The organism is Citrobacter sp. Cpo089 (genome assembly GCF_030332695.1).
Lineage (GTDB): Bacteria > Pseudomonadota > Gammaproteobacteria > Enterobacterales > Enterobacteriaceae > Citrobacter > Citrobacter portucalensis.
This window is the reverse complement of sequence record NZ_JAOWHJ010000074.1, coordinates 1-20933: the sequence shown is the minus strand read 5'-3', so window position 1 is coordinate 20933 and position 20933 is coordinate 1. Positions and strand designations below refer to the sequence as shown.

The window sequence follows — 20933 nt, the reverse complement described above, 5'->3', positions numbered from 1 at the left end:
CATTAATCACTTTTTGATGGTAATTGAATGCAATTGATTTACATCATAGTGATGACTGTCACGAAAATATGTTTATGCCTTCGGTAAAGTGTGTTTTTGCTTCTTCTGACAAAACCGATTCACAGAGGAGTTTTTATGTCTAAGTCTGATGTTTTTCATCTCGGCCTCACTAAGAACGATTTACAAGGGGCTACGCTTGCTATCGTCCCTGGCGACCCGGAGCGTGTGGAAAAGATCGCCGCGCTGATGGATAAGCCGGTTAAGCTGGCATCTCATCGCGAGTTCACCACCTGGCGTGCTGAGCTGGATGGTAAAGCCGTGATCGTTTGTTCTACCGGTATCGGCGGCCCGTCCACCTCTATTGCCGTAGAAGAACTGGCACAGCTGGGCATTCGTACCTTCCTGCGTATCGGTACGACTGGCGCTATCCAGCCGCATATCAACGTAGGTGATGTACTGGTTACCACTGCATCTGTTCGTCTGGACGGCGCAAGCCTGCACTTCGCACCAATGGAATTCCCGGCCGTTGCGGACTTCGAGTGCACCACCGCGCTGGTGGAAGCGGCGAAATCTATCGGCGCCACCACTCACGTGGGGGTTACCGCGTCTTCTGACACCTTCTACCCGGGCCAGGAGCGTTATGACACCTTCTCTGGCCGCGTTGTGAGCCGTTTCAAAGGCTCAATGGAAGAGTGGCAGTCTATGGGCGTTATGAACTACGAAATGGAATCTGCTACGCTGCTGACCATGTGCGCAAGCCAGGGTCTGCGTGCCGGTATGGTCGCGGGTGTTATCGTGAACCGTACTCAGCAAGAGATCCCTAATGCGGAAACGATGAAACAAACGGAAAGTCACGCGGTGAAAATCGTGGTTGAAGCCGCGCGTCGTTTACTGTAATTCCCCCTTCTATTCAAAAAGGCCGACGCGTTCGGCCTTTTTATTTTGCGTAGTGCCTCGCAGGAAATTCCTTTTAAACTGGACGTTTATACAGCACAATTCTATTTTGTGCGGGTAAGTCGTTGCTGTAAGGGGGCGTTGTGGATATTTCAATTATGATGAGTGCCGTGTTGGCGTTAGCCGCAGGGCTACTGGTAGGGTGGCTGGCGACAAAAGCACGCGCCGATCAAATCCGTGCCGACCTCATCGAAGAGCGACGTGAACTGGATATTGCGCTAAGCGCCGCTCGCCAGCAGCTCTCGCAGGAAGCTCACTGGCGCGATGAGTGCGAACTACTCAATAACGAATTACGCAGTCTGCACAGTATCAACACCTCTCTGGAAGCCGATCTCCGTGAAGTCACTACCCGGCTGGAAGCAACCCAACAGCATGCGGAAGATAAAATCCGCCAGATGATCAACAGCGAACAGCGTCTGAGCGAACAGTTTGAAAATCTGGCGAATCGTATTTTTGAGCACAGCAACCGCCGTGTTGATGAGCAAAATCGCCAAAGTCTGAACAGCCTGCTTGCGCCGCTTCGTGAACAACTGGACGGTTTTCGTCGCCAGGTTCAGGATAGCTTTGGTAAAGAGGCGCAAGAACGCCATACCCTGGCACACGAAATTCGTAATCTCCAGCAACTGAATGCGCAGATGGCGCAGGAAGCGGTAAACCTGACGCGGGCATTAAAAGGCGATAACAAAACGCAGGGTAACTGGGGAGAGGTCGTACTCACGCGGGTACTCGAAGCCTCTGGTCTGCGTGAAGGTTATGAATATGAAACCCAGGTTAGCATCGAAAACGACGCCCGTTCGCGAATGCAGCCTGATGTCATCGTTCGGCTACCGCAGGGTAAAGATGTGGTGATCGATGCGAAAATGACGCTGGTCGCCTATGAGCGCTATTTTAACGCAGAAGATGAATACACCCGCGAAAGTGCATTGCAGGAGCACATCGCCTCGGTGCGCAACCATATTCGACTACTGGGTCGCAAAGATTATCAGCAGCTTCCTGGGCTGCGTACGCTTGACTATGTGTTGATGTTTATCCCCGTTGAGCCCGCTTTTTTGCTGGCGCTCGACAGACAGCCCGAACTGATTACCGAAGCGCTTAGAAATAACATTATGCTGGTGAGTCCTACCACGCTGTTGGTGGCATTGCGCACGATCGCCAACCTGTGGCGCTACGAGCATCAGAGTCGTAATGCGCAACAAATTGCCGATCGGGCCAGCAAACTTTATGACAAGATGCGGTTGTTTGTGGATGATATGTCGGCAATAGGCCAAAGCTTGGACAAAGCCCAGGACAACTACCGACAGGCGATGAAAAAACTCTCTTCCGGTCGTGGAAACGTCCTGTCGCAGGCAGAAGCGTTTCGTAGTTTAGGCGTGGAAATTAAGCGTGAGATTAATCCTGAGCTGGCTGAACAAGCTACTACACAGGATGAAGAATACCGCTTGCGCTCGGTCCCTGAGACGCAACAAGATGCGTCTTACCCCGAGGATGAAGCGGTAAATCAGCAATCAAACTAGTCCATTTGGGGTAGTTGAACCCGGTAGAAGGGTAGGGCAAATTGGCCCAATCTGTTACACTTCTCGAACATTTTTTGGATGAGCAGGCACTGAGATGGTGGATAATTCACAAGAAACGACGCACTTTGGCTTTCAGACCGTCGCTAAAGAGCAGAAAGCTGACATGGTGGCCCACGTTTTTCATTCTGTGGCGTCTAAATATGACGTTATGAATGACTTAATGTCATTTGGCATTCATCGTTTGTGGAAGCGCTTCACCATTGATTGCAGTGGCGTGCGTCGCGGGCAAACCGTTCTCGATTTAGCAGGCGGTACCGGCGATCTGACGGCGAAATTCTCTCGCATGGTTGGTGAAACCGGCAAAGTTGTGCTGGCGGATATCAATGACTCAATGCTCAAAATGGGTCGCGAAAAGCTGCGTAATATTGGCGTGGTAGGTAACGTTGAGTACGTTCAGGCGAATGCGGAAGCATTACCTTTCCCTGACAACACGTTTGACTGCATCACCATCTCTTTCGGTCTGCGCAACGTAACGGATAAAGACAAAGCATTGCGCTCCATGTACCGCGTATTGAAGCCGGGCGGACGTCTACTGGTGCTGGAATTCTCCAAACCCATCATCGAACCGTTGAGCAAAGCCTACGACGCATACTCTTTCCATGTTCTGCCGCGCATAGGTTCAATGGTAGCAAGCGATGCGGACAGCTACCGTTATTTGGCGGAGTCCATCCGTATGCATCCCGATCAGGACACCTTAAAAGCAATGATGCAAGATGCCGGGTTCGAAAGCGTTGATTACTACAACCTGACAGCAGGTGTCGTTGCGCTGCATCGTGGTTACAAGTTCTGACAGGAGAGTGGGGATGCCTTTAAAACCCTTAGTAACCGCAGGCGTTGAAAATCTGCTCAACACCTTTCTGTACCGTTCTCCTGCGCTGAAGTCAGCCAGAACGCGTTTACAAGGGAAGGTGCTGCGTGTTGATCTCAAAGGATTTTCAACACCGTTAGTCCTGGTGTTTAGCGAGCGCCAGGTCGATGTGCTGGGGGCATGGGAAGGCGAAGCCGATTGCACCGTAATCACATATGCCAGTGTGTTACCGAAATTGCGTGACCGACAGCAACTCACCACGCTTATCCGCAGCGGTGAGCTGGAAGTCCAGGGCGATATCCAGGTAGTACAGAACTTTGTTGCGCTGGCCGATCTGGCGGAGTTGGATCCTGCAGAACTGTTAGCACCCTATACCGGCGATATCGTCGCGGAAGGGGTCAGCAAAGTCTTGCGTGGTGGAGCGAAGTTCCTGTGCCATAACTTTCAGCGCCAGCAGCGCTATGTCGCCGAAGCGATCACTGAAGAGTGGCGCATGGCTCCTGGTCCACTAGAGGTTGCATGGTTTGCTGAAGAAACGGCAGCCGTTGAGCGCGCGGTTGAATCTCTGGCCAAACGGCTGGAAAAACTGGAGGCCAAATGACGCCAGGTGAAGTACGGCGCCTTTATTTCATCATTCGCACTTTTTTAAGCTACGGTCTTGATGAACTCATCCCCAAAATGCGAATCACGCTGCCGCTTCGGTTGTGGCGTTACTCGTTGTTCTGGATGCCCAACCGACATAAAGATAAACCGCTGGGAGAAAGGCTGAGACTGGCTTTACAGGAACTCGGCCCGGTGTGGATCAAGTTTGGGCAAATGCTCTCTACCCGTCGTGACCTTTTCCCTCCGCACATCGCCGATCAGCTTGCGCTATTGCAGGATCGGGTTGCCCCGTTCGATGGGCTTAGAGCGAAAAAACAAATCGAAGAGGCTATGGGCGGGCTGCCCGTCGAGGAATGGTTTGATGATTTTGAGATCACGCCGCTGGCATCTGCGTCTGTTGCTCAGGTCCACACTGCGCGGTTGAAATCGAATGGCAAAGAGGTGGTGATCAAAGTTATTCGCCCGGACATACTTCCGGTCATCAAAGCGGATTTAAAACTGATCTACCGCCTGGCTCGTTGGGTTCCTCGTCTGCTGCCAGATGGGCGTCGCCTGCGACCAACAGAAGTCGTCCGTGAATATGAAAAAACGTTGATCGATGAACTGAATCTGCTGCGCGAATCGGCGAACGCCATTCAGCTACGACGTAATTTTGAAGATAGTCCGATGCTGTACATCCCGGAAGTGTATTCCGACTATTGCAGTCAGAACATGATGGTGATGGAGCGCATTTACGGCATCCCGGTTTCAGATGTCACCACGCTTGAGAAGAACGGCACCAATATGAAATTGTTGGCCGAGCGTGGTGTTCAGGTCTTCTTTACTCAGGTATTCCGCGACAGCTTTTTCCATGCGGATATGCACCCCGGGAACATTTTTGTCAGTTATGAGCACCCTGAAAACCCGAAATACATTGGTATTGATTGTGGGATTGTGGGCTCTTTAAACAAAGAAGATAAGCGTTACCTGGCTGAAAACTTCATTGCGTTCTTTAACCGCGATTACCGCAAAGTTGCTGAACTGCACGTGGATTCTGGTTGGGTTCCGCCGGATACCAACGTAGAAGAGTTTGAATTTGCCATTCGTACCGTGTGCGAGCCGATTTTTGAAAAACCGCTGGCGGAGATTTCCTTTGGTCACGTGCTGCTGAATCTGTTCAACACTGCGCGCCGCTTCAATATGGAAGTTCAGCCTCAACTGGTATTGCTCCAGAAGACGCTGCTGTACGTAGAAGGTGTCGGACGACAACTCTACCCGCAGTTAGATTTGTGGAAAACGGCTAAGCCATTCCTCGAATCCTGGATTAAAGATCAGGTCGGTATTCCGGCGCTCGTTAGGGCATTTAAAGAAAAAGCACCGTTCTGGGTCGAAAAAATGCCAGAAATACCTGAACTGGTGTATGACAGTTTGCGCCAGGGCAAATATTTACAGCACAGTGTTGATAAGATTGCCCGCGAGCTTCACGCGAATCATGTACGCCAGGGACAATCCCGTTATTTATTGGGCATTGGCGTAACATTGTTGCTAAGTGGAACATTCCTGCTGGTAAGCCGCCCTGAGTGGGGGCTTATGCCGGGCTGGTTAATGGCGGGAGGCGTTATAGCCTGGTTGATCGGCTGGCGCAAAATGCGCTGAATTTTTCGTCGCCCAAGGCAGGTCGTGTAACGTATACTACGGCCTTATTAATTCATCATCTATGACAGAGGAACATGTATGGGTGGTATCAGTATTTGGCAGTTGTTGATCATTGCCGTCATCGTTGTACTGCTATTTGGCACCAAGAAACTCGGCTCCATCGGTTCCGATCTTGGCGCGTCGATCAAAGGCTTCAAAAAAGCGATGGGTGATGATGAGCCTAAGCAAGATAAAACCAGCCAGGACGCTGATTTTACTGCTAAATCCATCACCGATAAGCAGGGTGAAGTGAAAAAGGAAGACGCCAAAAGCCAAGATAAAGAGCAGGTATAATCCGTGTTTGATATCGGTTTTAGCGAACTGTTATTGGTGTTCGTGATCGGCCTCATTGTTCTGGGGCCGCAACGATTACCTGTAGCGGTAAAAACGGTTGCTGGCTGGGTTCGCGCTTTGCGTTCCCTTGCAACTACTGTTCAGAATGAACTGACCCAGGAGCTTAAGCTTCAGGAGTTTCAGGACAGCCTGAAGAAAGTAGAGAAAGCGAGCCTGACAAATCTGACCCCGGAGCTGAAAGCGTCAATGGATGAGCTGCGTGAGGCTGCGGAATCGATGAAGCGTTCTTACAGCGTGCACGATCCTGAGAAAGCGAGCGATGAAGCGCACACTATCCATAATCCGGTGGTGAAAGACGGTGAAGCGCAGCGAGAAGGGGTCACCCCTGCCGCCGCTGAAAACCAGGCCAGTTCGCCGGAGCAAAAACCGGAATCCGCGGGTGCTAAAACGCCAGAGCAGACGGAAAACACTTCCGCCACGTTGATGGATGCAGAAAAGAAAGCTGCCGCACCTGTTGTCGAATCCTCCCCCTCGTCGAGTGATAAACCGTAAACATGGCTGTAGAAGATACCCAACCGCTCATTACGCATCTTATCGAGCTGCGTAAGCGACTCCTGAACTGCATTATTGCGGTTATCGTGATCTTTCTGGCGTTGGTTTACTTTGCCAACGACATTTACCATATGGTTGCGGCGCCGCTGATTAAACAGATGCCGCAGGGTGCAACGATGATCGCCACCGATGTGGCCTCGCCGTTCTTTACCCCAATAAAGTTGACCTTCATGGTGTCGCTGATCCTGTCAGCGCCAGTGATCCTCTACCAGGTGTGGGCATTTATTGCGCCTGCTTTGTATAAACATGAACGTCGACTGGTTGTGCCGCTGCTGGTTTCCAGTTCGTTGTTGTTCTACATCGGCATGGCATTCGCCTATTTTGTCGTCTTTCCGTTGGCGTTTGGTTTTCTGGCCAACACGGCTCCGCAAGGCGTGCAGGTATCGACGGACATTGCCAGCTATCTCAGTTTCGTAATGGCGCTGTTTATGGCTTTCGGTGTCTCTTTTGAGGTTCCGGTCGCCATCGTGCTGCTATGCTGGATGGGCATTACGACGCCTGATGATTTACGCAAGAAACGCCCTTACGTTGTGGTGGGCGCATTTGTCGTCGGGATGCTACTGACCCCGCCAGATGTCTTCTCGCAAACGCTGTTGGCGATACCGATGTACTGCCTGTTCGAGGTGGGCGTTTTCTTCTCTCGTTTCTATGTCGGTAAGCGACGTACGCGAGATGAGGACAACGAGGCTGAAGAAGCAAAAGAAGCCGAAGCCACCGAGAAAACAGAAGAGTAAATTCAACCGCCCGTCAGGGCGGTTGTCATATGGGAGGTAGCATGTTTGATATTGGCGTTAATTTAACCAGTTCACAATTTGCGAAAGACAGGGATGATGTTGTGGCGCGCGCCTTTGCTGCGGGCGTAAACGGTATGCTTCTGACCGGAACAAACCTGCACGAAAGCCAACAGGCGCTGAAGTTGGCGCAACATTATCCACATTGCTGGTCCACGGCTGGCGTGCACCCGCATGACAGTAGCCAATGGCAATCCTCAACGGAAGACGAGATTATCGCGCTGGCAAACCAGTCTGAGGTGGTCGCTATTGGCGAGTGCGGTCTGGATTTCAATCGCAATTTCTCCACGCCACAGGAGCAGGAACGTGCTTTTGAGGCACAACTGCGCATTGCCGCTGAACTGCAGATGCCGATTTTCATGCATTGTCGGGATGCCCATGAGCGTTTTCTGACGTTGCTGGAGCCGTGGCTGGACAGCCTGCCCGGCGCGGTGCTGCACTGTTTCACCGGCTCGCGCCAGGAGATGCAGGACTGCGTGGACCGAGGGCTTTATATTGGTATTACCGGCTGGGTCTGTGATGAGCGTCGGGGGATGGAACTGCGGGAACTGCTGCCGTTTATTCCGGTAGAAAGACTACTGATCGAAACTGATGCGCCTTACCTACTTCCTCGCGACTTAACGCCTAAACCGACGTCACGGCGCAATGAACCGGCGCACCTGCCACATATTCTTGAGCGTATTGCCCACTGGCGCGGAGAAGATCCTCAATGGCTGTCAGCCACCATTGATGCTAACGTCAGAACGCTGTTCGAAGTGACCTTCTAAACGGCTTAAATTTTTCGAAAGCCGGTATTTTTCACGCTCTGCTTAACCTCTTTATTCAACAGGTTAAGCAGTAGCATGGAACGCGCTTCGCCATCCGGTTCGGTGAAGATCGCTTTTAGCCCCTCAAACGCCCCTTCAGTAATAATCACGCTGTCCCCTGGCTGAGGAGTTTGCGGGTCAACAATTCCTTCAGGCTTGTAGATAGAAAGCTGGTGAATAACGGGAGAAGGGACGGTCGCAGGCGTCGCTCCAAAACGGACGAAATGGCTGACACCACGCGTGGCATTGATAGTGGTGGTGTGGATCACTTCCGGGTCGAACTCGACAAACATGTAATTAGGGAATAGTGGTTCACTGACTGTGGTACGTTTACCGCGCACTATTTTTTCCAGGGTGATCATAGGCGTCAGACAGTTCACCGCCTGTCTTTCCAGGTGTTCCTGGGCTCGCTGAAGTTGCCCACGTTTGCAGTACAGTAAATACCAGGATTGCATAATAACTCTTATCCGCTTGTTCTGAGCGCCAGCATAGCAAAAGCCATGCGTTAAGTTAATTATACCCGCCTCAACGCAGGCTGAAACCCAATGGGTATATACTCCCAGGGCTTATATGTATCGCCAGAGTTCACGCTAATTTAACAAAAATACAGCATCACAATGATGAACGCCGTATAATGAAGCGCTTACGAAGAGGCCACAATGGATGCCATGAAATATCACGATTTACGCGACTTCCTGACTCTGCTTGAACAGCAGGGCGAGCTCAAACGCATTTCGCTTGAGGTGGATCCCCACCTGGAAATTACTGAAATTGCCGATCGCACCCTGCGTGCCGGTGGGCCTGCGTTGCTGTTTGAGAATCCGAAAGGCTATTCAATGCCGGTGCTGTGTAACCTGTTTGGCACACCAAAGCGTGTTGCGATGGGGATGGGACAAGAAGATGTCTCGGCGCTACGAGAAGTCGGTAAACTGTTGGCGTTTTTGAAAGAGCCAGAGCCACCGAAAGGATTCCGCGATCTGTTTGATAAGCTGCCGCAGTTTAAGCAGGTGTTGAACATGCCGACTAAGCGGTTGCGCGGTGCACCTTGTCAGCAAAAAATCTACTCGGGCGATGACGTTGATTTAAACCGCATTCCGATTATGACCTGCTGGCCGGAAGATGCCGCGCCGCTGATTACCTGGGGGCTCACCGTAACGCGTGGTCCGCATAAAGAGCGGCAGAATCTGGGCATCTATCGTCAGCAGCTGATTGGCAAAAACAAGCTCATTATGCGCTGGCTGTCCCATCGCGGCGGCGCGCTTGATTACCAGGAATGGTGCGCAGCGCATCCGGGCGAACGCTTCCCGGTTTCTGTGGCGTTAGGAGCCGATCCTGCGACCATTCTGGGGGCCGTGACGCCGGTTCCTGATACATTATCCGAGTACGCATTTGCCGGGCTGTTGCGCGGAACCAAGACCGAAGTAGTTAAATGTATTTCCAACGACCTGGAAGTGCCTGCCAGTGCAGAAATCGTGCTGGAAGGGTACATTGAACCGGGCGAGCTGGCCCCGGAAGGGCCGTATGGCGATCATACCGGCTACTACAACGAAGTAGATAGCTTCCCGGTCTTTACCGTCACGCACATTACCCAGCGCGAAGATGCGATTTATCACTCTACCTATACCGGACGTCCGCCAGATGAGCCCGCGGTACTCGGCGTGGCGCTGAACGAAGTTTTCGTTCCTATTCTGCAAAAGCAGTTCCCGGAGATTGTCGATTTTTATCTACCTCCGGAAGGCTGTTCATATCGCCTAGCCGTCGTGACGATGAAAAAACAGTACGCTGGTCATGCCAAACGCGTCATGATGGGTGTCTGGTCGTTTTTGCGTCAGTTTATGTACACCAAATTTGTTATTGTTTGCGATGATGACGTCAACGCACGTGACTGGAATGATGTGATTTGGGCAATTACTACCCGTATGGACCCGGCCCGGGATACGGTACTGGTAGAGAATACGCCAATTGATTACCTGGACTTTGCCTCGCCGGTTTCCGGCCTTGGTTCAAAAATGGGGCTGGATGCCACAAATAAATGGCCGGGCGAAACCCAACGTGAATGGGGACGTCCGATTAAAAAAGATCCTGAAGTGACTGCGCGCATTGACGCAATTTGGGATGAACTGGCCATCTTTAATGACGGCAAAAGCGCCTGAGGCGCGATCGTTTTGCCTATTGATCCGACAGAGAGAGCGCATGACAACCTTAAGCTGTAAAGTGACCTCGGTAGAAGCTATCACTGACACCGTATATCGCGTTCGTTTAGTGCCAGACGCGGCGTTTTCCTTTCGTGCTGGCCAGTATTTAATGGTCGTGATGGACGAAAGGGATAAGCGTCCGTTCTCCATGGCATCAACGCCGGACGAGCAAGGATTCATTGAGCTGCACGTTGGCGCCTCTGAGCTAAATCTTTATGCCATGGCCGTGATGGACCGTATTCTGAAAGACCGGGAGATCAAGGTCGACATTCCGCATGGCGAAGCCTGGCTGCGTGATGAAGACGAGCGCCCGCTGATCCTGATTGCCGGTGGTACAGGGTTCTCTTACGTGCGTTCCATTCTGCTTACCGCGCTGGCGCGCAATCCAAATCGCGATATCACCATTTACTGGGGCGGGCGCGAAGAGAAGCATCTCTACGATCTCTCCGAGCTGGAAGCGCTGTCAGTGAATCACCCGAATTTGCGCGTTGAGCCAGTGGTGGAACAGCCTGAAGACGGCTGGCGTGGTCGTACGGGAACCGTGTTAACGGCAGTATTACAGGATTACGGTACCCTGGCGGAGCATGATATCTACATCGCTGGTCGTTTCGAAATGGCCAAAATCGCGCGCGATCTGTTCTGTAATGAACGCAGTGCACGTGAAGATCGCCTGTTTGGCGACGCTTTCGCGTTCATTTAAGCGCTGTGCGCCGGAGTCCTTCCGGCGCATTCATCACCAACCTTACTTCTTCTAACAGGGTGCAAGCCCGATCTCGTTGTTTCTCTTTTTTACCACGTTTTTTAGTAAACATATTTTTCCTATCTATTAATCACAAAACTTAGCTTTTGTGACAGGTTTCTTTTTGTTTAGTAAACAAAATTGGCAAACTAGACACAATCAAATTGCGAGGCGCAAACGAGGAAAACCATGAGGCTCGGACTGGATATTGGCGGGACTAAAATCGAAGCGGTGGTGATTGATAACGCGGGTGTAATTGTTTACCGCGAGCGATGCGCGACACCAAAGCAGAGTTACGGTGATTTTTTCCAGGCCGTGACGGAGATGATTGCTAAGGCCAGACTGGCCGTTAATCAGCCTTTATCGGTTGGCATTGGGGTGCCTGGCGCGGTGGATAGCGAGGGGTTAATTAAGAACTCCAACATCCTGGTGCTCAATCAACAGGCCTTTGCGCAAGACCTTGAGCGAGCGTTAGGAATGCCCGTGCCTGTTACTAATGATGCCAACTGCTTTACCTTGTCGGAAGCGATGGACGGTAGCGGACACGGGCATAGCGTGGTATTTGGCGTGATCCTCGGTACCGGTTGCGGCGGTGGACTATGCATCGATAACCGCTTGATCTCTGGACCTAACGCCTGCGCAGGAGAGTGGGGGCATAATGCATTGCCGCGCCACCACGAATCTCAGGACGGGGCTGGAGTGACATGCTATTGCGGACAGTTGAACTGTATTGAGAGCTTTATTTCCGGCAGCGGTCTGGAACGCCAGTACCTGAATCACACCGCGCAGCATGTGGGTGTGCCACAAATTATGCAACAGGTAGAATCGGGTGATGCGGATGCCTGCTTTGTATGGAAACGCTATTGCGATCAACTGGCGCGTGCGTTGGCGGGCGTGGTGAATACGCTCGATCCCGATGTTATCGTGCTAGGGGGCGGGGTATCCAATATCGATTTACTGTATTCGGGTTTACCGGCGCGAGTGGCGCAGTACGTATTTGGTAAGCAGTGCCGCACACCGATTGTTCGGGCCCGTCACGGCGACAGCAGCGGCGTACGCGGTGCGGCCTGGCTGGGGGCGCAACAAGCCATAGTAGAATCAATGAGAGTGAAATGACGAAACCTGTACGTATCAGAGATATTGCCGAAGCTTGTGGTGTTTCAGTTGGTGCAGTTTCCCGCGCCCTAAAAGGGCAGCCGGGGCTACGTGAAGACACCCGGCTGCGCATTATTTCTATGGCGCAGCAGCAGGGTTATGATTTTTCCCGTCTGCGTACTGACAAGATCAAACGCGTCCTTTTTTTGCTTCACCGCCAGCACAATATCAGCCGGGCATTGCCGTTTTATTCTCAACTACTGCTGGGGATAGAAGATAACTGTCGTGACCATGGTATTGCGCTGAGCTTTCTCTCCATTGGTCCAGGCGATGCAGTGAGTGAGCAGGTGCTGCTGCACCAGCCTGATGCACTGATCTGTGCCGGATTTTTTGAGCCTGAATTACTTGGCTTGCTGCAACAGATGAAGCTGCCGTTGGTGCTGGTGGATCTCTGGGCGCCGGGCTTGCCTTGCGTGAACCCGGATAACACTCAGGGTGGGTATCTGGCCACGCAACATTTGATTGCACAAGGTCGCAGCCGTATTGCTTTTCTTGCCAGCACGCTTGCGCACTACAGCATCCGTCAGCGCGAGAAGGGCTACCGTCAGGCATTGTATGAGGCCCGTTTGCTGATGCCGCCAGAGTATGAAGCCGTTGCGCCGCCGCTGTTGGATACCGATCAATCTCTGGTTGAGGCGGTAAATGAGCTACTCAGATTGCCGGAGCCGCCCGACGCTATTTTTGCCTATAACGATGCGGCAGCGCTGGTTGTTCAACGGGTGTGCGCACAGCAGGGGATACGCATCCCGGAAGATCTCGCGCTGGTGGGGTTTGATGATATCGATGCTGCGGCCTGGTCACATCCACCACTCACTACTATTGCGGTTGATAAACAACAATTGGGGCGTGAAGCGCTGCGTTTATTGCTGGAAGAAAATCAGGAAGAGAATCTGCTGTTGCCGGTGCAGTTAGTGGTGCGAGGTAGCTCAGGGAAATAAAAAAACCCGCCCCTGACAGGCGGGAAGAACGGCAACTAAATTGTTATACAATGGCATTTGTGTTGTAGGCCGGATAAGACGCATCAGCGTCGCCATCCGGCATAGTCGCCGGGGGCGCTTCGCTTGCCCGGCCTACAATAAGTCACATGCTTTGATTAAACTCGCTCAAATACCGTCGCGATGCCCTGGCCTAACCCGATACACATCGTCGCCAGGCCAAACTGTACGTCTTTGCGTTCCATCAGATTGAGCAAGGTGGTGCTGATACGCGCCCCGGAGCAACCCAGCGGATGACCCAAAGCGATCGCCCCGCCGTTGAGGTTGATCTTCTCATCGATCTGCTCCATCAGCCCCAGATCTTTAATGCACGGCAGGATCTGAGCGGCAAAGGCTTCGTTCATCTCAAACAAACCGATATCGCTGGTGGAGAGTCCCGCTTTTTTCAGCGCCAGTTTTGAGGCCGGAACCGGACCATAACCCATAATTGACGGGTCACAGCCAACAACAGCCATCGAACGGATTCGGGCACGCGGCGTCAGACCCAGATCACGGGCGCGGCTTTCGCTCATGACCAGCATCGCCGCTGCGCCGTCGGAGAGCGCGGAGGAGGTACCGGCAGTGACCGTTCCGCTAACCGGATCGAACGCCGGGCGCAGGGTGGAGAGCGCTTCAACGGTTGTCTCTGGGCGGATAACCTCATCGTAGTTAAACTGCTTCAGCACGCCGTCGGCATCATGGCCACCGGTCGGGATGATTTCGTTTTTAAATGCGCCAGACTGTGTTGCAGCCCAGGCACGAGCATGTGAACGTGCGGCGAAAGCGTCCTGCATTTCACGGCTGATGCCGTGCATGCGAGAGAGCATTTCCGCAGTCAGACCCATCATTCCCGCGGCTTTTGCCACGTTGCGGCTCATGCCCGGATGGAAATCAACGCCGTGACTCATTGGCACATGGCCCATATGCTCCACGCCGCCAATCAGGCACGCCTGAGCATCGCCGGTCATGATCATACGTGCCGCGTCGTGCAGCGCCTGCATTGATGAACCGCACAGGCGGTTGACCGTGACGGCCGGAACGGAGTGCGGAACTTCCGCCAGCAGCGCGGCGTTACGGGCGATGTTGAAACCCTGCTCCAGCGTTTGCTGCACGCAGCCCCAGTAAATATCATCAAGCGCGGATGGCTCCAGCGCAGGATTTCGCGCCAGCAGGCTACGCATTAAGTGTGCGGAGAGATCTTCTGCCCGCACGTTACGAAACGCGCCCCCTTTCGAACGGCCCATCGGGGTACGGATCGCATCAACAATTACAACCTGTTCCATTGTGACTCCTTAAGCCGTTTTCAGGCTGCCAACCGGGCGGGCAGGCTCAACCTGGGGATAATACGGTTCGTTATGGCGCGCCTTATCACGCAGACCAGCCGGAACTTCATACAGTGCTCCGAGGTGCTGATACTGCTGGGCCATATCGAGATACTTCGCGCTGCCGAGCGTATCCAACCAGCGGAACGCGCCACCATGGAACGGAGGGAAGCCCAGGCCATAAACCAGCGCCATATCGGCCTCTGCCGGGCTGGCGATAATGCCTTCTTCCAGACAACGCACCACTTCGTTGACCATTGGGATCATCATGCGGGCGATAATCTCTTCATCGCTGAAGTCGCGTTTCGGCTGGCTGACTTCTGCCAGCAGATCGTCAACGGTGGCATCCTCTTCTTTCTTCGGCTTGCCCTTGTTGTCTTCTTTATAACGCCAGAATCCAAGACCGTTTTTCTGTCCGAAACGGTTCGCATCAAACAGGGCGTCTATCGCGTCGCGATAATCTTTCTGCATACGCTGAGGGAAGCCTGCGGACATCACTGCCTGCGCGTGATGTGCGGTATCAATTCCCACCACGTCCAGCAGATAAGCCGGGCCCATCGGCCAGCCAAACTGTTTTTCCATGACTTTGTCGATTTTGCGGAAATCCGCCCCATCGCGCAGCAGCTGGCTGAAACCGGCAAAATACGGGAACAGCACGCGGTTCACGAAGAAACCAGGGCAGTCGTTGACCACAATTGGTGTTTTGCCCATCTGGCTTGCCCACGCGACAACTTTGGCGATAGTTTCATCCGAGCTTTTCTCGCCGCGAATGATCTCAACCAGTGGCATGCGGTGTACTGGGTTAAAGAAGTGCATTCCACAGAAGTTTTCCGGGCGCTTGAGCGCGCTGGCCAGCTCGTTGATTGGGATGGTAGAGGTATTCGACGCCAGTACGGTGCCCGGGCGTACCTGATCTTCGGTTTCCGCCAGTACCGCTTTTTTCACTTTCGGGTTTTCCACGACCGCTTCAACCACCACGTCCACACGCTCAAAACCGCTATAGTTGAGGGTTGGATGAATAGTGGAAATCACGCCCGCCATTTTCAGACCGTCAATTTTGCCGCGCTCAAGCTGTTTGTTCAGCAGCTTGGCCGCTTCGGTCATGCCCAGCGTTAATGATTTGTCGTTGATATCTTTCATGACAACCGGCACGCCTTTCCAGGCTGACTGGTAAGCGATGCCGCCGCCCATAATGCCGGCACCCAGCACCGCGGCTTGCTTCGGTGCTTCAATATTTTTGGTGAGCTTTTTGGCTTTGGCTTTCACGAACTGATCGTTAAGGAAGATCCCTACCAGTGCGCGGGCTTCACTGGTGTGCGCCAGTGGAACAAAGCTTTTATTTTCCAGATTCAGCGCTTCTTCACGACCAAAACGGGCTGCTGCTTCAATGGTTTTTACCGCGGTAATCGGTGCGGGGTAATGTTTACCAGCCGTCTGCGCTACCATGCCTTTAGCGATGGTAAAGCTCATCGCCGCTTCAATTTTGCTGAGTTTCAACGGCTCCAGTTTCGGCTGACGTTTGGCTTTCCAGTCGAGGTCGCCGTTAATCGCCTGACGTAATACCGCGATCGCGCCATCAAGCAGTTTGTCTTGCTTCACTACGCCATCGACCAGGCCGATTTTTAGCGCCTGCTCAGCACCAACATCCTTACCTGCCGCAATAATTTCCAGCGCGCTGTCCGCACCCAGCATACGTGGCATACGCACGGAGCCGCCAAAGCCCGGCATAATGCCCAGCTTGGTTTCCGGCAGGCCAATGCGCAGGTCCGGCGTTGCCAGACGATAATCGGTTGCCAGAACACACTCGCAGCCGCCACCCAGCGCGTAGCCGTTTACCGCTGACAGGGTCGGAACAGGCAGATCTTCGAGGCGATTAAAGACGCTGTTGGCAAAATGCAGCCACTGGCTCAGTTGTTCTTCAGGCACGAGGAACAGTGAAAGGAATTCGGTGATATCGGCACCAACAATAAAGGCTGCTTTGTTAGAACGCAGCAGCAGCCCTTTTAAATTCGGTTGTTTTTCCAGCACATCAAGCGCATGGCCCAGGCTGGCAACGGTTGCCGTGTCGAGTTTATTGACCGAACCAGGGGCATCGAACACCAGTTCGGCGATGCCATCTTCCAGCCAGTCGAGGTACAGGGTGTCGCCTTTGTAAAGCATGTCAGTCTCCTGAATCCGCAAGGTGATCTGGTCATACCAGATGAATCGAAGTGTGTGTTTTATGTTAATAAAATGCAAATGAATGATTAAAGAAATGACGATTCGATCACGCTCGGCAGAAATCACGCACTCACAAAGCGATGTGCTAAGATGCGGAGACTTGAGGTCAAAAAACAGAAGGATAGAAAATGGAATCGCTGGCCGCACTCTATAAAAATCATATCGTTACCTTACAGGAACGGACGCGCGACGCGCTGGAGCGCTTCAAGCTGGATGCGTTACTTATTCACTCAGGCGAACTTGTTAACGTCTTTCTCGACGATCATCCGTACCCGTTTAAGGTCAATCCGCAATTCAAAGCCTGGGTGCCTGTCACGCAGGTTCCTAACTGCTGGTTGCTGGTGGATGGCGTAAACAAGCCGAAACTATGGTTCTACTTGCCGGTTGATTACTGGCACAACGTTGAGCCGCTGCCTACTTCCTTCTGGACGGAAGAAATTGAGATCATCGCGCTGCCGAAAGCAGCTGGTATCGGTAGCCAACTGCCTGCTGCTCGCGGCAATATCGGTTACATCGGCCCGGTTCCTGAACGTGCACTGCAACTGGACATCGCGGCCAGCAACATCAACCCGAAAGGGGTGATCGACTACCTGCATTATTACCGTGCTTATAAAACTGATTACGAACTGGCCTGTATGCGCGAAGCGCAGAAAATGGCGGTAAATGGACACCGTGCCGCAGAAGAAGCGTTCCGTTCCGGAATGAGCGAGTTTGACATCAACCTCGCTTACCTGACTGCCACCGGTCACCGCGACACCGACGTGCCATACAGCAACATCGTGGCGCTTAACGAGCATGCTTCGGTGCTTCATTACACCAAGCTGGATCATCAGGCACCGTCTGAAATCCGCAGCTTCCTGCTCGACGCTGGTGCGGAATACAACGGTTATGCGGCAGATCTGACGCGTACCTGGTCGGCGAAAAGCGACAATGACTATGCGCATCTGGTGAAAGACGTTAACGACGAAGAGCTGGCGCTGATTGCCACCATGAAAGCAGGCACCAGCTATGTGGATTATCACATTCAGTTCCATCAGCGCATCGCGAAGCTGCTGCGTAAGCATCAAATCATCACTGATATGAGTGAAGAGGCGATGGTGGAAAACGATCTTACCGGGCCGTTTATGCCGCACGGTATTGGCCACCCGCTGGGTCTGCAGGTGCATGATGTCGCTGGCTTTATGCAGGATGACAGCGGTACTCATCTGGCCGCGCCGTCGAAGTATCCTTACCTGCGTTGCACCCGCGTACTGCAACCAGGCATGGTTCTGACCATCGAACCGGGCATCTACTTCATTGAATCTCTGCTGGCGCCGTGGCGTGAAGGACAGTTCAGCAAGCACTTCAACTGGCAGAAAATTGAAGCCCTGAAACCGTTCGGCGGTATTCGTATTGAAGACAACGTGGTGGTCCACGAGAACAATATCGAAAACATGACGCGGGATTTGAAACTGGCGTAATGGACAGTTGGTTAATCCCTGCGGCGCCGGTCAGCGTCGTTGAAGAGATCAAAAAAAGCCGCTTCATTACGCTGCTTGCCCATACGGACGGCGTAGAAGCGGCAAAGGCGTTTGTTGAGTCAGTCAAAGCGGAACACCCTGACGCCCGCCACCATTGTGTGGCGTGGGTGGCGGGTGCGCCCAATGACTCGCAGCAGCTAGGATTTTCAGACGATGGCGAACCGGCGGGTACGGCAGGTAAACCGATGCTCGCGCAGCTGATGGGGAGCGGTGTCGGCGAGATTACCGCTGTAGTCGTGCGCTACTACGGCGGTATCCTTCTCGGTACTGGAGGGTTGGTAAAAGCCTACGGTGGCGGTGTGAATCAGGCGTTGCGCCAGTTAACGACACAGCGCAAGACGCCATTAACCGAATATACTTTGCAGTGTGAGTACGGTCAGCTGGCAGGCATTGAAGCCTTGCTGGGGCAGTTTGACGGTAAAGTCGTTGCCAGTGATTACCAGGCTTTTGTTCGGCTCAGGGTGGCGCTTCCTTTTGCCAGAGTGGATGAGTTTTCGGCAAAACTGGCGGATTTTAGTCGTGGTTCATTGCAATTGTTAGCGATTGAAGAATAATCCCCACCTCATTTTAAAGAACTAAGGAAGCGGCAGAGATGCATTTTCGCGCCATCACCCGAATCGTTGGACTACTGGTCATCTTATTCTCGGGGACAATGATTATCCCCGGACTGGTAGCGCTCATCTACCGCGATGGGGCAGGGCGTGCATTCACCCAAACTTTCTTCGTTGCTCTGGCGATCGGCTCCATGCTGTGGTGGCCAAACCGTAAAGAGAAGGGTGAACTGAAATCGCGCGAAGGATTTCTGATTGTCGTTTTGTTCTGGACCGTTCTGGGCAGTGTGGGTGCGCTACCGTTCATTTTTGCGGAAAGCCCTAACCTGACGATAACCGACGCTTTTTTTGAATCCTTTTCCGGATTAACCACTACAGGTGCGACGACGCTGGTGGGGCTGGATTCATTGCCACACGCGATTCTCTTTTATCGCCAGATGCTGCAATGGTTCGGCGGGATGGGGATCATTGTGCTGGCGGTGGCTATCCTGCCTATTCTTGGCGTTGGTGGGATGCAGCTCTATCGTGCAGAAATGCCGGGGCCGCTGAAAGATAATAAAATGCGCCCGCGTATTGCCGAAACGGCGAAAACGCTGTGGCTAATCTATGTATTGCTGACGGTGGCGTGCGCGCTGGCGCTATGGTTTGCCGGGATGCCCGCGTTTGACGCCATTGGGCACAGTTTTGCCACAATCGCCATCGGTGGTTTTTCCACACACGATGCCAGTGTGGGGTATTTCGACAGTCCCACGATTAACACTATCATTGCTATCTTCTTGCTGATCTCCGGTTGTAACTATGGTCTGCACTTCTCTTTATTAAGTGGGCGTAGTCTGAAGGTCTACTGGCGGGATCCGGAATTCCGCATGTTTATCGGCGTGCAGCTGACGCTGGTGGCAGTCTGTACGTTGGTGCTATGGATACACAATACCTATGGCTCGGCGCTCACGACGATCAACCAGGCCTTTTTCCAGGTGGTATCGATGGCGACGACCGCCGGATTTACCACGGACAGTATTGCCCGCTGGCCCTTGTTCCTGCCAGTGCTGTTGCTGTGTTCTGCTTTTATCGGCGGCTGTGCCGGGTCGACGGGCGGTGGCTTGAAGGTGATTCGTATCCTGCTGCTGTTTAAGCAGGGTAACCGCGAATTGAAACGACTGGTCCATCCGAATGCGGTTTACAGTATCAAACTGGGTAACCGTGCGTTGCCGGAGCGAATTCTTGAAGCCGTATGGGGATTCTTCTCTGCCTATGCGCTGGTCTTTATTATCAGTATGCTGGCGATTATTGCGACCGGTGTTGATGACTTCTCCGCGTTTGCCTCCGTAGTGGCAACGTTGAATAACCTGGGGCCTGGACTGGGGGTTGTCGCTGACAACTTTGCCAGTATGAACCCTGTGGCGAAGTGGATCCTGATTGCCAATATGCTGTTTGGTCGTCTGGAGGTCTTTACTCTGCTGGTGCTCTTTACCCCTACCTTCTGGCGTGAATAATGGAGTAACACGTGAAAACACTGATTCTTTTTTCTTCCCGGGACGGACAAACGCGTGAAATCGCTGAATATCTGGCTTCTGAACTCAAAGAGCTGGGCGTTTGGGCAGATGTTGTTAATTTGCATCGTACTGCGGAGCCGGACTGGCAAAATTATGACAGCGTGGTAATTGGCGCCTCGATTCGCTACGGTCATTACCATGCTGCTTTTCAGGAGTTTGTGAAAAAGCATGCCACACGGCTGAATTCGATGCCGAGCGCGTTCTACTCCGTAAACCTGGTTGCCCGTAAACCGGAGAAACGTACGCCGCAAACCAACAGCTATGCGCGTAAGTTCCTGATGAGTTCGCCGTGGCGACCAGACCACAGTGCAGTTATTGCGGGTGCTTTGCTGTATCCACGCTATCGCTGGTATGACCGCGTTATGATCCAACTGATAATGAAGATGTCAGGTGGTGAAACGGATACGAATAAAGAAGTGGTGTATACCGATTGGGAACAGGTTGCGAGATTCGCGCGGGAAATAGCCCAATTAACCAACAAAGCGTCGTTAAAATAAGCGTAAAGAATAAAAAATACGCACTCGGAAGATTATTTTAAATTTCCCCTTGTCAGCCTGAAATAACTCCCTATAATGCGCCTCCACTGAC

General features: G+C 52.7%; 20 protein-coding genes. 17 read left to right on the top strand and 3 right to left on the bottom strand.

Annotated features, from left to right (window positions below; all coding sequences use genetic code 11):
- The first annotated feature begins 135 nt into the window (after positions 1-135).
- The 9 genes from udp to tatD all read left to right on the top strand — a co-directional run bounded on the left by udp (position 136) and on the right by tatD (position 8077).
- Positions 136-897: a uridine phosphorylase gene (gene udp, locus OGX92_RS21175; RefSeq protein WP_003828923.1), complete on the top strand. Its 762-nt coding sequence runs from the start codon at positions 136-138 to the stop codon at positions 895-897.
- Between the two features lie 140 nt (positions 898-1037).
- On the top strand, positions 1038-2468 hold the full coding sequence (gene rmuC / locus OGX92_RS21170) for a DNA recombination protein RmuC (protein ID WP_095533171.1): 1431 nt from the start codon (positions 1038-1040) through the stop codon (positions 2466-2468).
- Between the two features lie 94 nt (positions 2469-2562).
- A complete protein-coding gene (gene ubiE / locus OGX92_RS21165; RefSeq protein ID WP_003017897.1) occupies positions 2563-3318 on the top strand; it encodes a bifunctional demethylmenaquinone methyltransferase/2-methoxy-6-polyprenyl-1,4-benzoquinol methylase UbiE in 756 nt (251 codons plus the stop codon).
- A gap of 13 nt (positions 3319-3331) precedes the next feature.
- Positions 3332-3937 carry a ubiquinone biosynthesis protein UbiJ gene (gene ubiJ, locus OGX92_RS21160; protein ID WP_003828918.1) on the top strand — a complete coding sequence of 202 codons (606 nt, stop codon included), beginning with the start codon at positions 3332-3334 and terminating at the stop codon, positions 3935-3937.
- Entirely contained in the window at positions 3934-5574 is a 1641-nt protein-coding gene (gene ubiB, locus OGX92_RS21155) for a ubiquinone biosynthesis regulatory protein kinase UbiB (protein ID WP_126957717.1), read from the top strand. The genes ubiJ and ubiB overlap by 4 nt, the downstream gene beginning before the upstream one ends.
- A gap of 78 nt (positions 5575-5652) precedes the next feature.
- Complete coding sequence (tatA, locus tag OGX92_RS21150) at positions 5653-5907, top strand: Sec-independent protein translocase subunit TatA (protein WP_003017888.1); 255 nt, start codon at positions 5653-5655, stop codon at positions 5905-5907.
- A gap of 3 nt (positions 5908-5910) precedes the next feature.
- A complete protein-coding gene (tatB, locus tag OGX92_RS21145; protein ID WP_003828913.1) occupies positions 5911-6459 on the top strand; it encodes a Sec-independent protein translocase protein TatB in 549 nt (182 codons plus the stop codon).
- Between the two features lie 2 nt (positions 6460-6461).
- The gene (gene tatC, locus OGX92_RS21140) at positions 6462-7253 is read left to right on the top strand and encodes a Sec-independent protein translocase subunit TatC (RefSeq protein WP_016155142.1); all 792 of its coding nucleotides are present in this window, start codon (positions 6462-6464) and stop codon (positions 7251-7253) included.
- Between the two features lie 41 nt (positions 7254-7294).
- The gene (tatD, locus tag OGX92_RS21135) at positions 7295-8077 is read left to right on the top strand and encodes a 3'-5' ssDNA/RNA exonuclease TatD (RefSeq protein ID WP_126957713.1); all 783 of its coding nucleotides are present in this window, start codon (positions 7295-7297) and stop codon (positions 8075-8077) included.
- Between the two features lie 5 nt (positions 8078-8082).
- Here the strand turns inward: tatD and rfaH are convergent, their stop codons facing one another.
- Positions 8083-8571, bottom strand: a complete 489-nt coding sequence (gene rfaH / locus OGX92_RS21130; protein WP_003017881.1) for a transcription/translation regulatory transformer protein RfaH — start codon at positions 8569-8571, stop codon at positions 8083-8085.
- A 204-nt stretch (positions 8572-8775) separates the two neighbouring features.
- Between rfaH and ubiD the strand changes: the two genes are divergently transcribed.
- From ubiD to OGX92_RS21110, 4 genes are all read left to right on the top strand, one after another.
- Positions 8776-10269 (top strand): 4-hydroxy-3-polyprenylbenzoate decarboxylase, encoded by a 1494-nt coding sequence (gene ubiD / locus OGX92_RS21125; protein WP_003828905.1) that lies wholly within the window; start codon positions 8776-8778, stop codon positions 10267-10269.
- A gap of 40 nt (positions 10270-10309) precedes the next feature.
- Positions 10310-11011 carry an NAD(P)H-flavin reductase gene (gene fre, locus OGX92_RS21120; RefSeq protein ID WP_003828903.1) on the top strand — a complete coding sequence of 234 codons (702 nt, stop codon included), beginning with the start codon at positions 10310-10312 and terminating at the stop codon, positions 11009-11011.
- A 228-nt stretch (positions 11012-11239) separates the two neighbouring features.
- Positions 11240-12166 (top strand): ROK family protein, encoded by a 927-nt coding sequence (locus OGX92_RS21115; RefSeq protein WP_200920949.1) that lies wholly within the window; start codon positions 11240-11242, stop codon positions 12164-12166.
- A complete protein-coding gene (locus OGX92_RS21110) occupies positions 12163-13143 on the top strand; it encodes a LacI family DNA-binding transcriptional regulator (protein ID WP_200920948.1) in 981 nt (326 codons plus the stop codon). Before OGX92_RS21115 ends, OGX92_RS21110 begins: the two co-directional genes overlap by 4 nt.
- Before the next feature lie 155 nt (positions 13144-13298).
- On the opposite strand, the gene fadA is transcribed toward OGX92_RS21110, so the two are convergent.
- The gene (gene fadA, locus OGX92_RS21105; RefSeq protein ID WP_063941793.1) at positions 13299-14462 is read right to left on the bottom strand and encodes an acetyl-CoA C-acyltransferase FadA; all 1164 of its coding nucleotides are present in this window, start codon (positions 14460-14462) and stop codon (positions 13299-13301) included.
- Between the two features lie 9 nt (positions 14463-14471).
- A complete protein-coding gene (gene fadB / locus OGX92_RS21100) occupies positions 14472-16661 on the bottom strand; it encodes a fatty acid oxidation complex subunit alpha FadB (protein ID WP_200920947.1) in 2190 nt (729 codons plus the stop codon).
- Between the two features lie 188 nt (positions 16662-16849).
- Here fadB and pepQ point away from each other — a divergent pair, with 188 nt between their 5' ends.
- The 4 genes from pepQ to hemG are packed head-to-tail and all read left to right on the top strand — an operon-like array spanning position 16850 to position 20842.
- Positions 16850-18181, top strand: coding sequence for a Xaa-Pro dipeptidase (gene pepQ, locus OGX92_RS21095; protein ID WP_286587026.1), 1332 nt, complete (start codon positions 16850-16852; stop codon positions 18179-18181).
- Entirely contained in the window at positions 18181-18795 is a 615-nt protein-coding gene (locus OGX92_RS21090) for an IMPACT family protein (protein WP_003828888.1), read from the top strand. Before pepQ ends, OGX92_RS21090 begins: the two co-directional genes overlap by 1 nt.
- 38 nt (positions 18796-18833) lie before the next feature.
- Positions 18834-20285 carry a Trk system potassium transporter TrkH gene (gene trkH, locus OGX92_RS21085; RefSeq protein WP_003017848.1) on the top strand — a complete coding sequence of 484 codons (1452 nt, stop codon included), beginning with the start codon at positions 18834-18836 and terminating at the stop codon, positions 20283-20285.
- 11 nt (positions 20286-20296) lie between these two features.
- A complete protein-coding gene (gene hemG / locus OGX92_RS21080) occupies positions 20297-20842 on the top strand; it encodes a menaquinone-dependent protoporphyrinogen IX dehydrogenase (RefSeq protein WP_003828882.1) in 546 nt (181 codons plus the stop codon).
- The last annotated feature ends 91 nt before the right edge of the window (positions 20843-20933 follow it).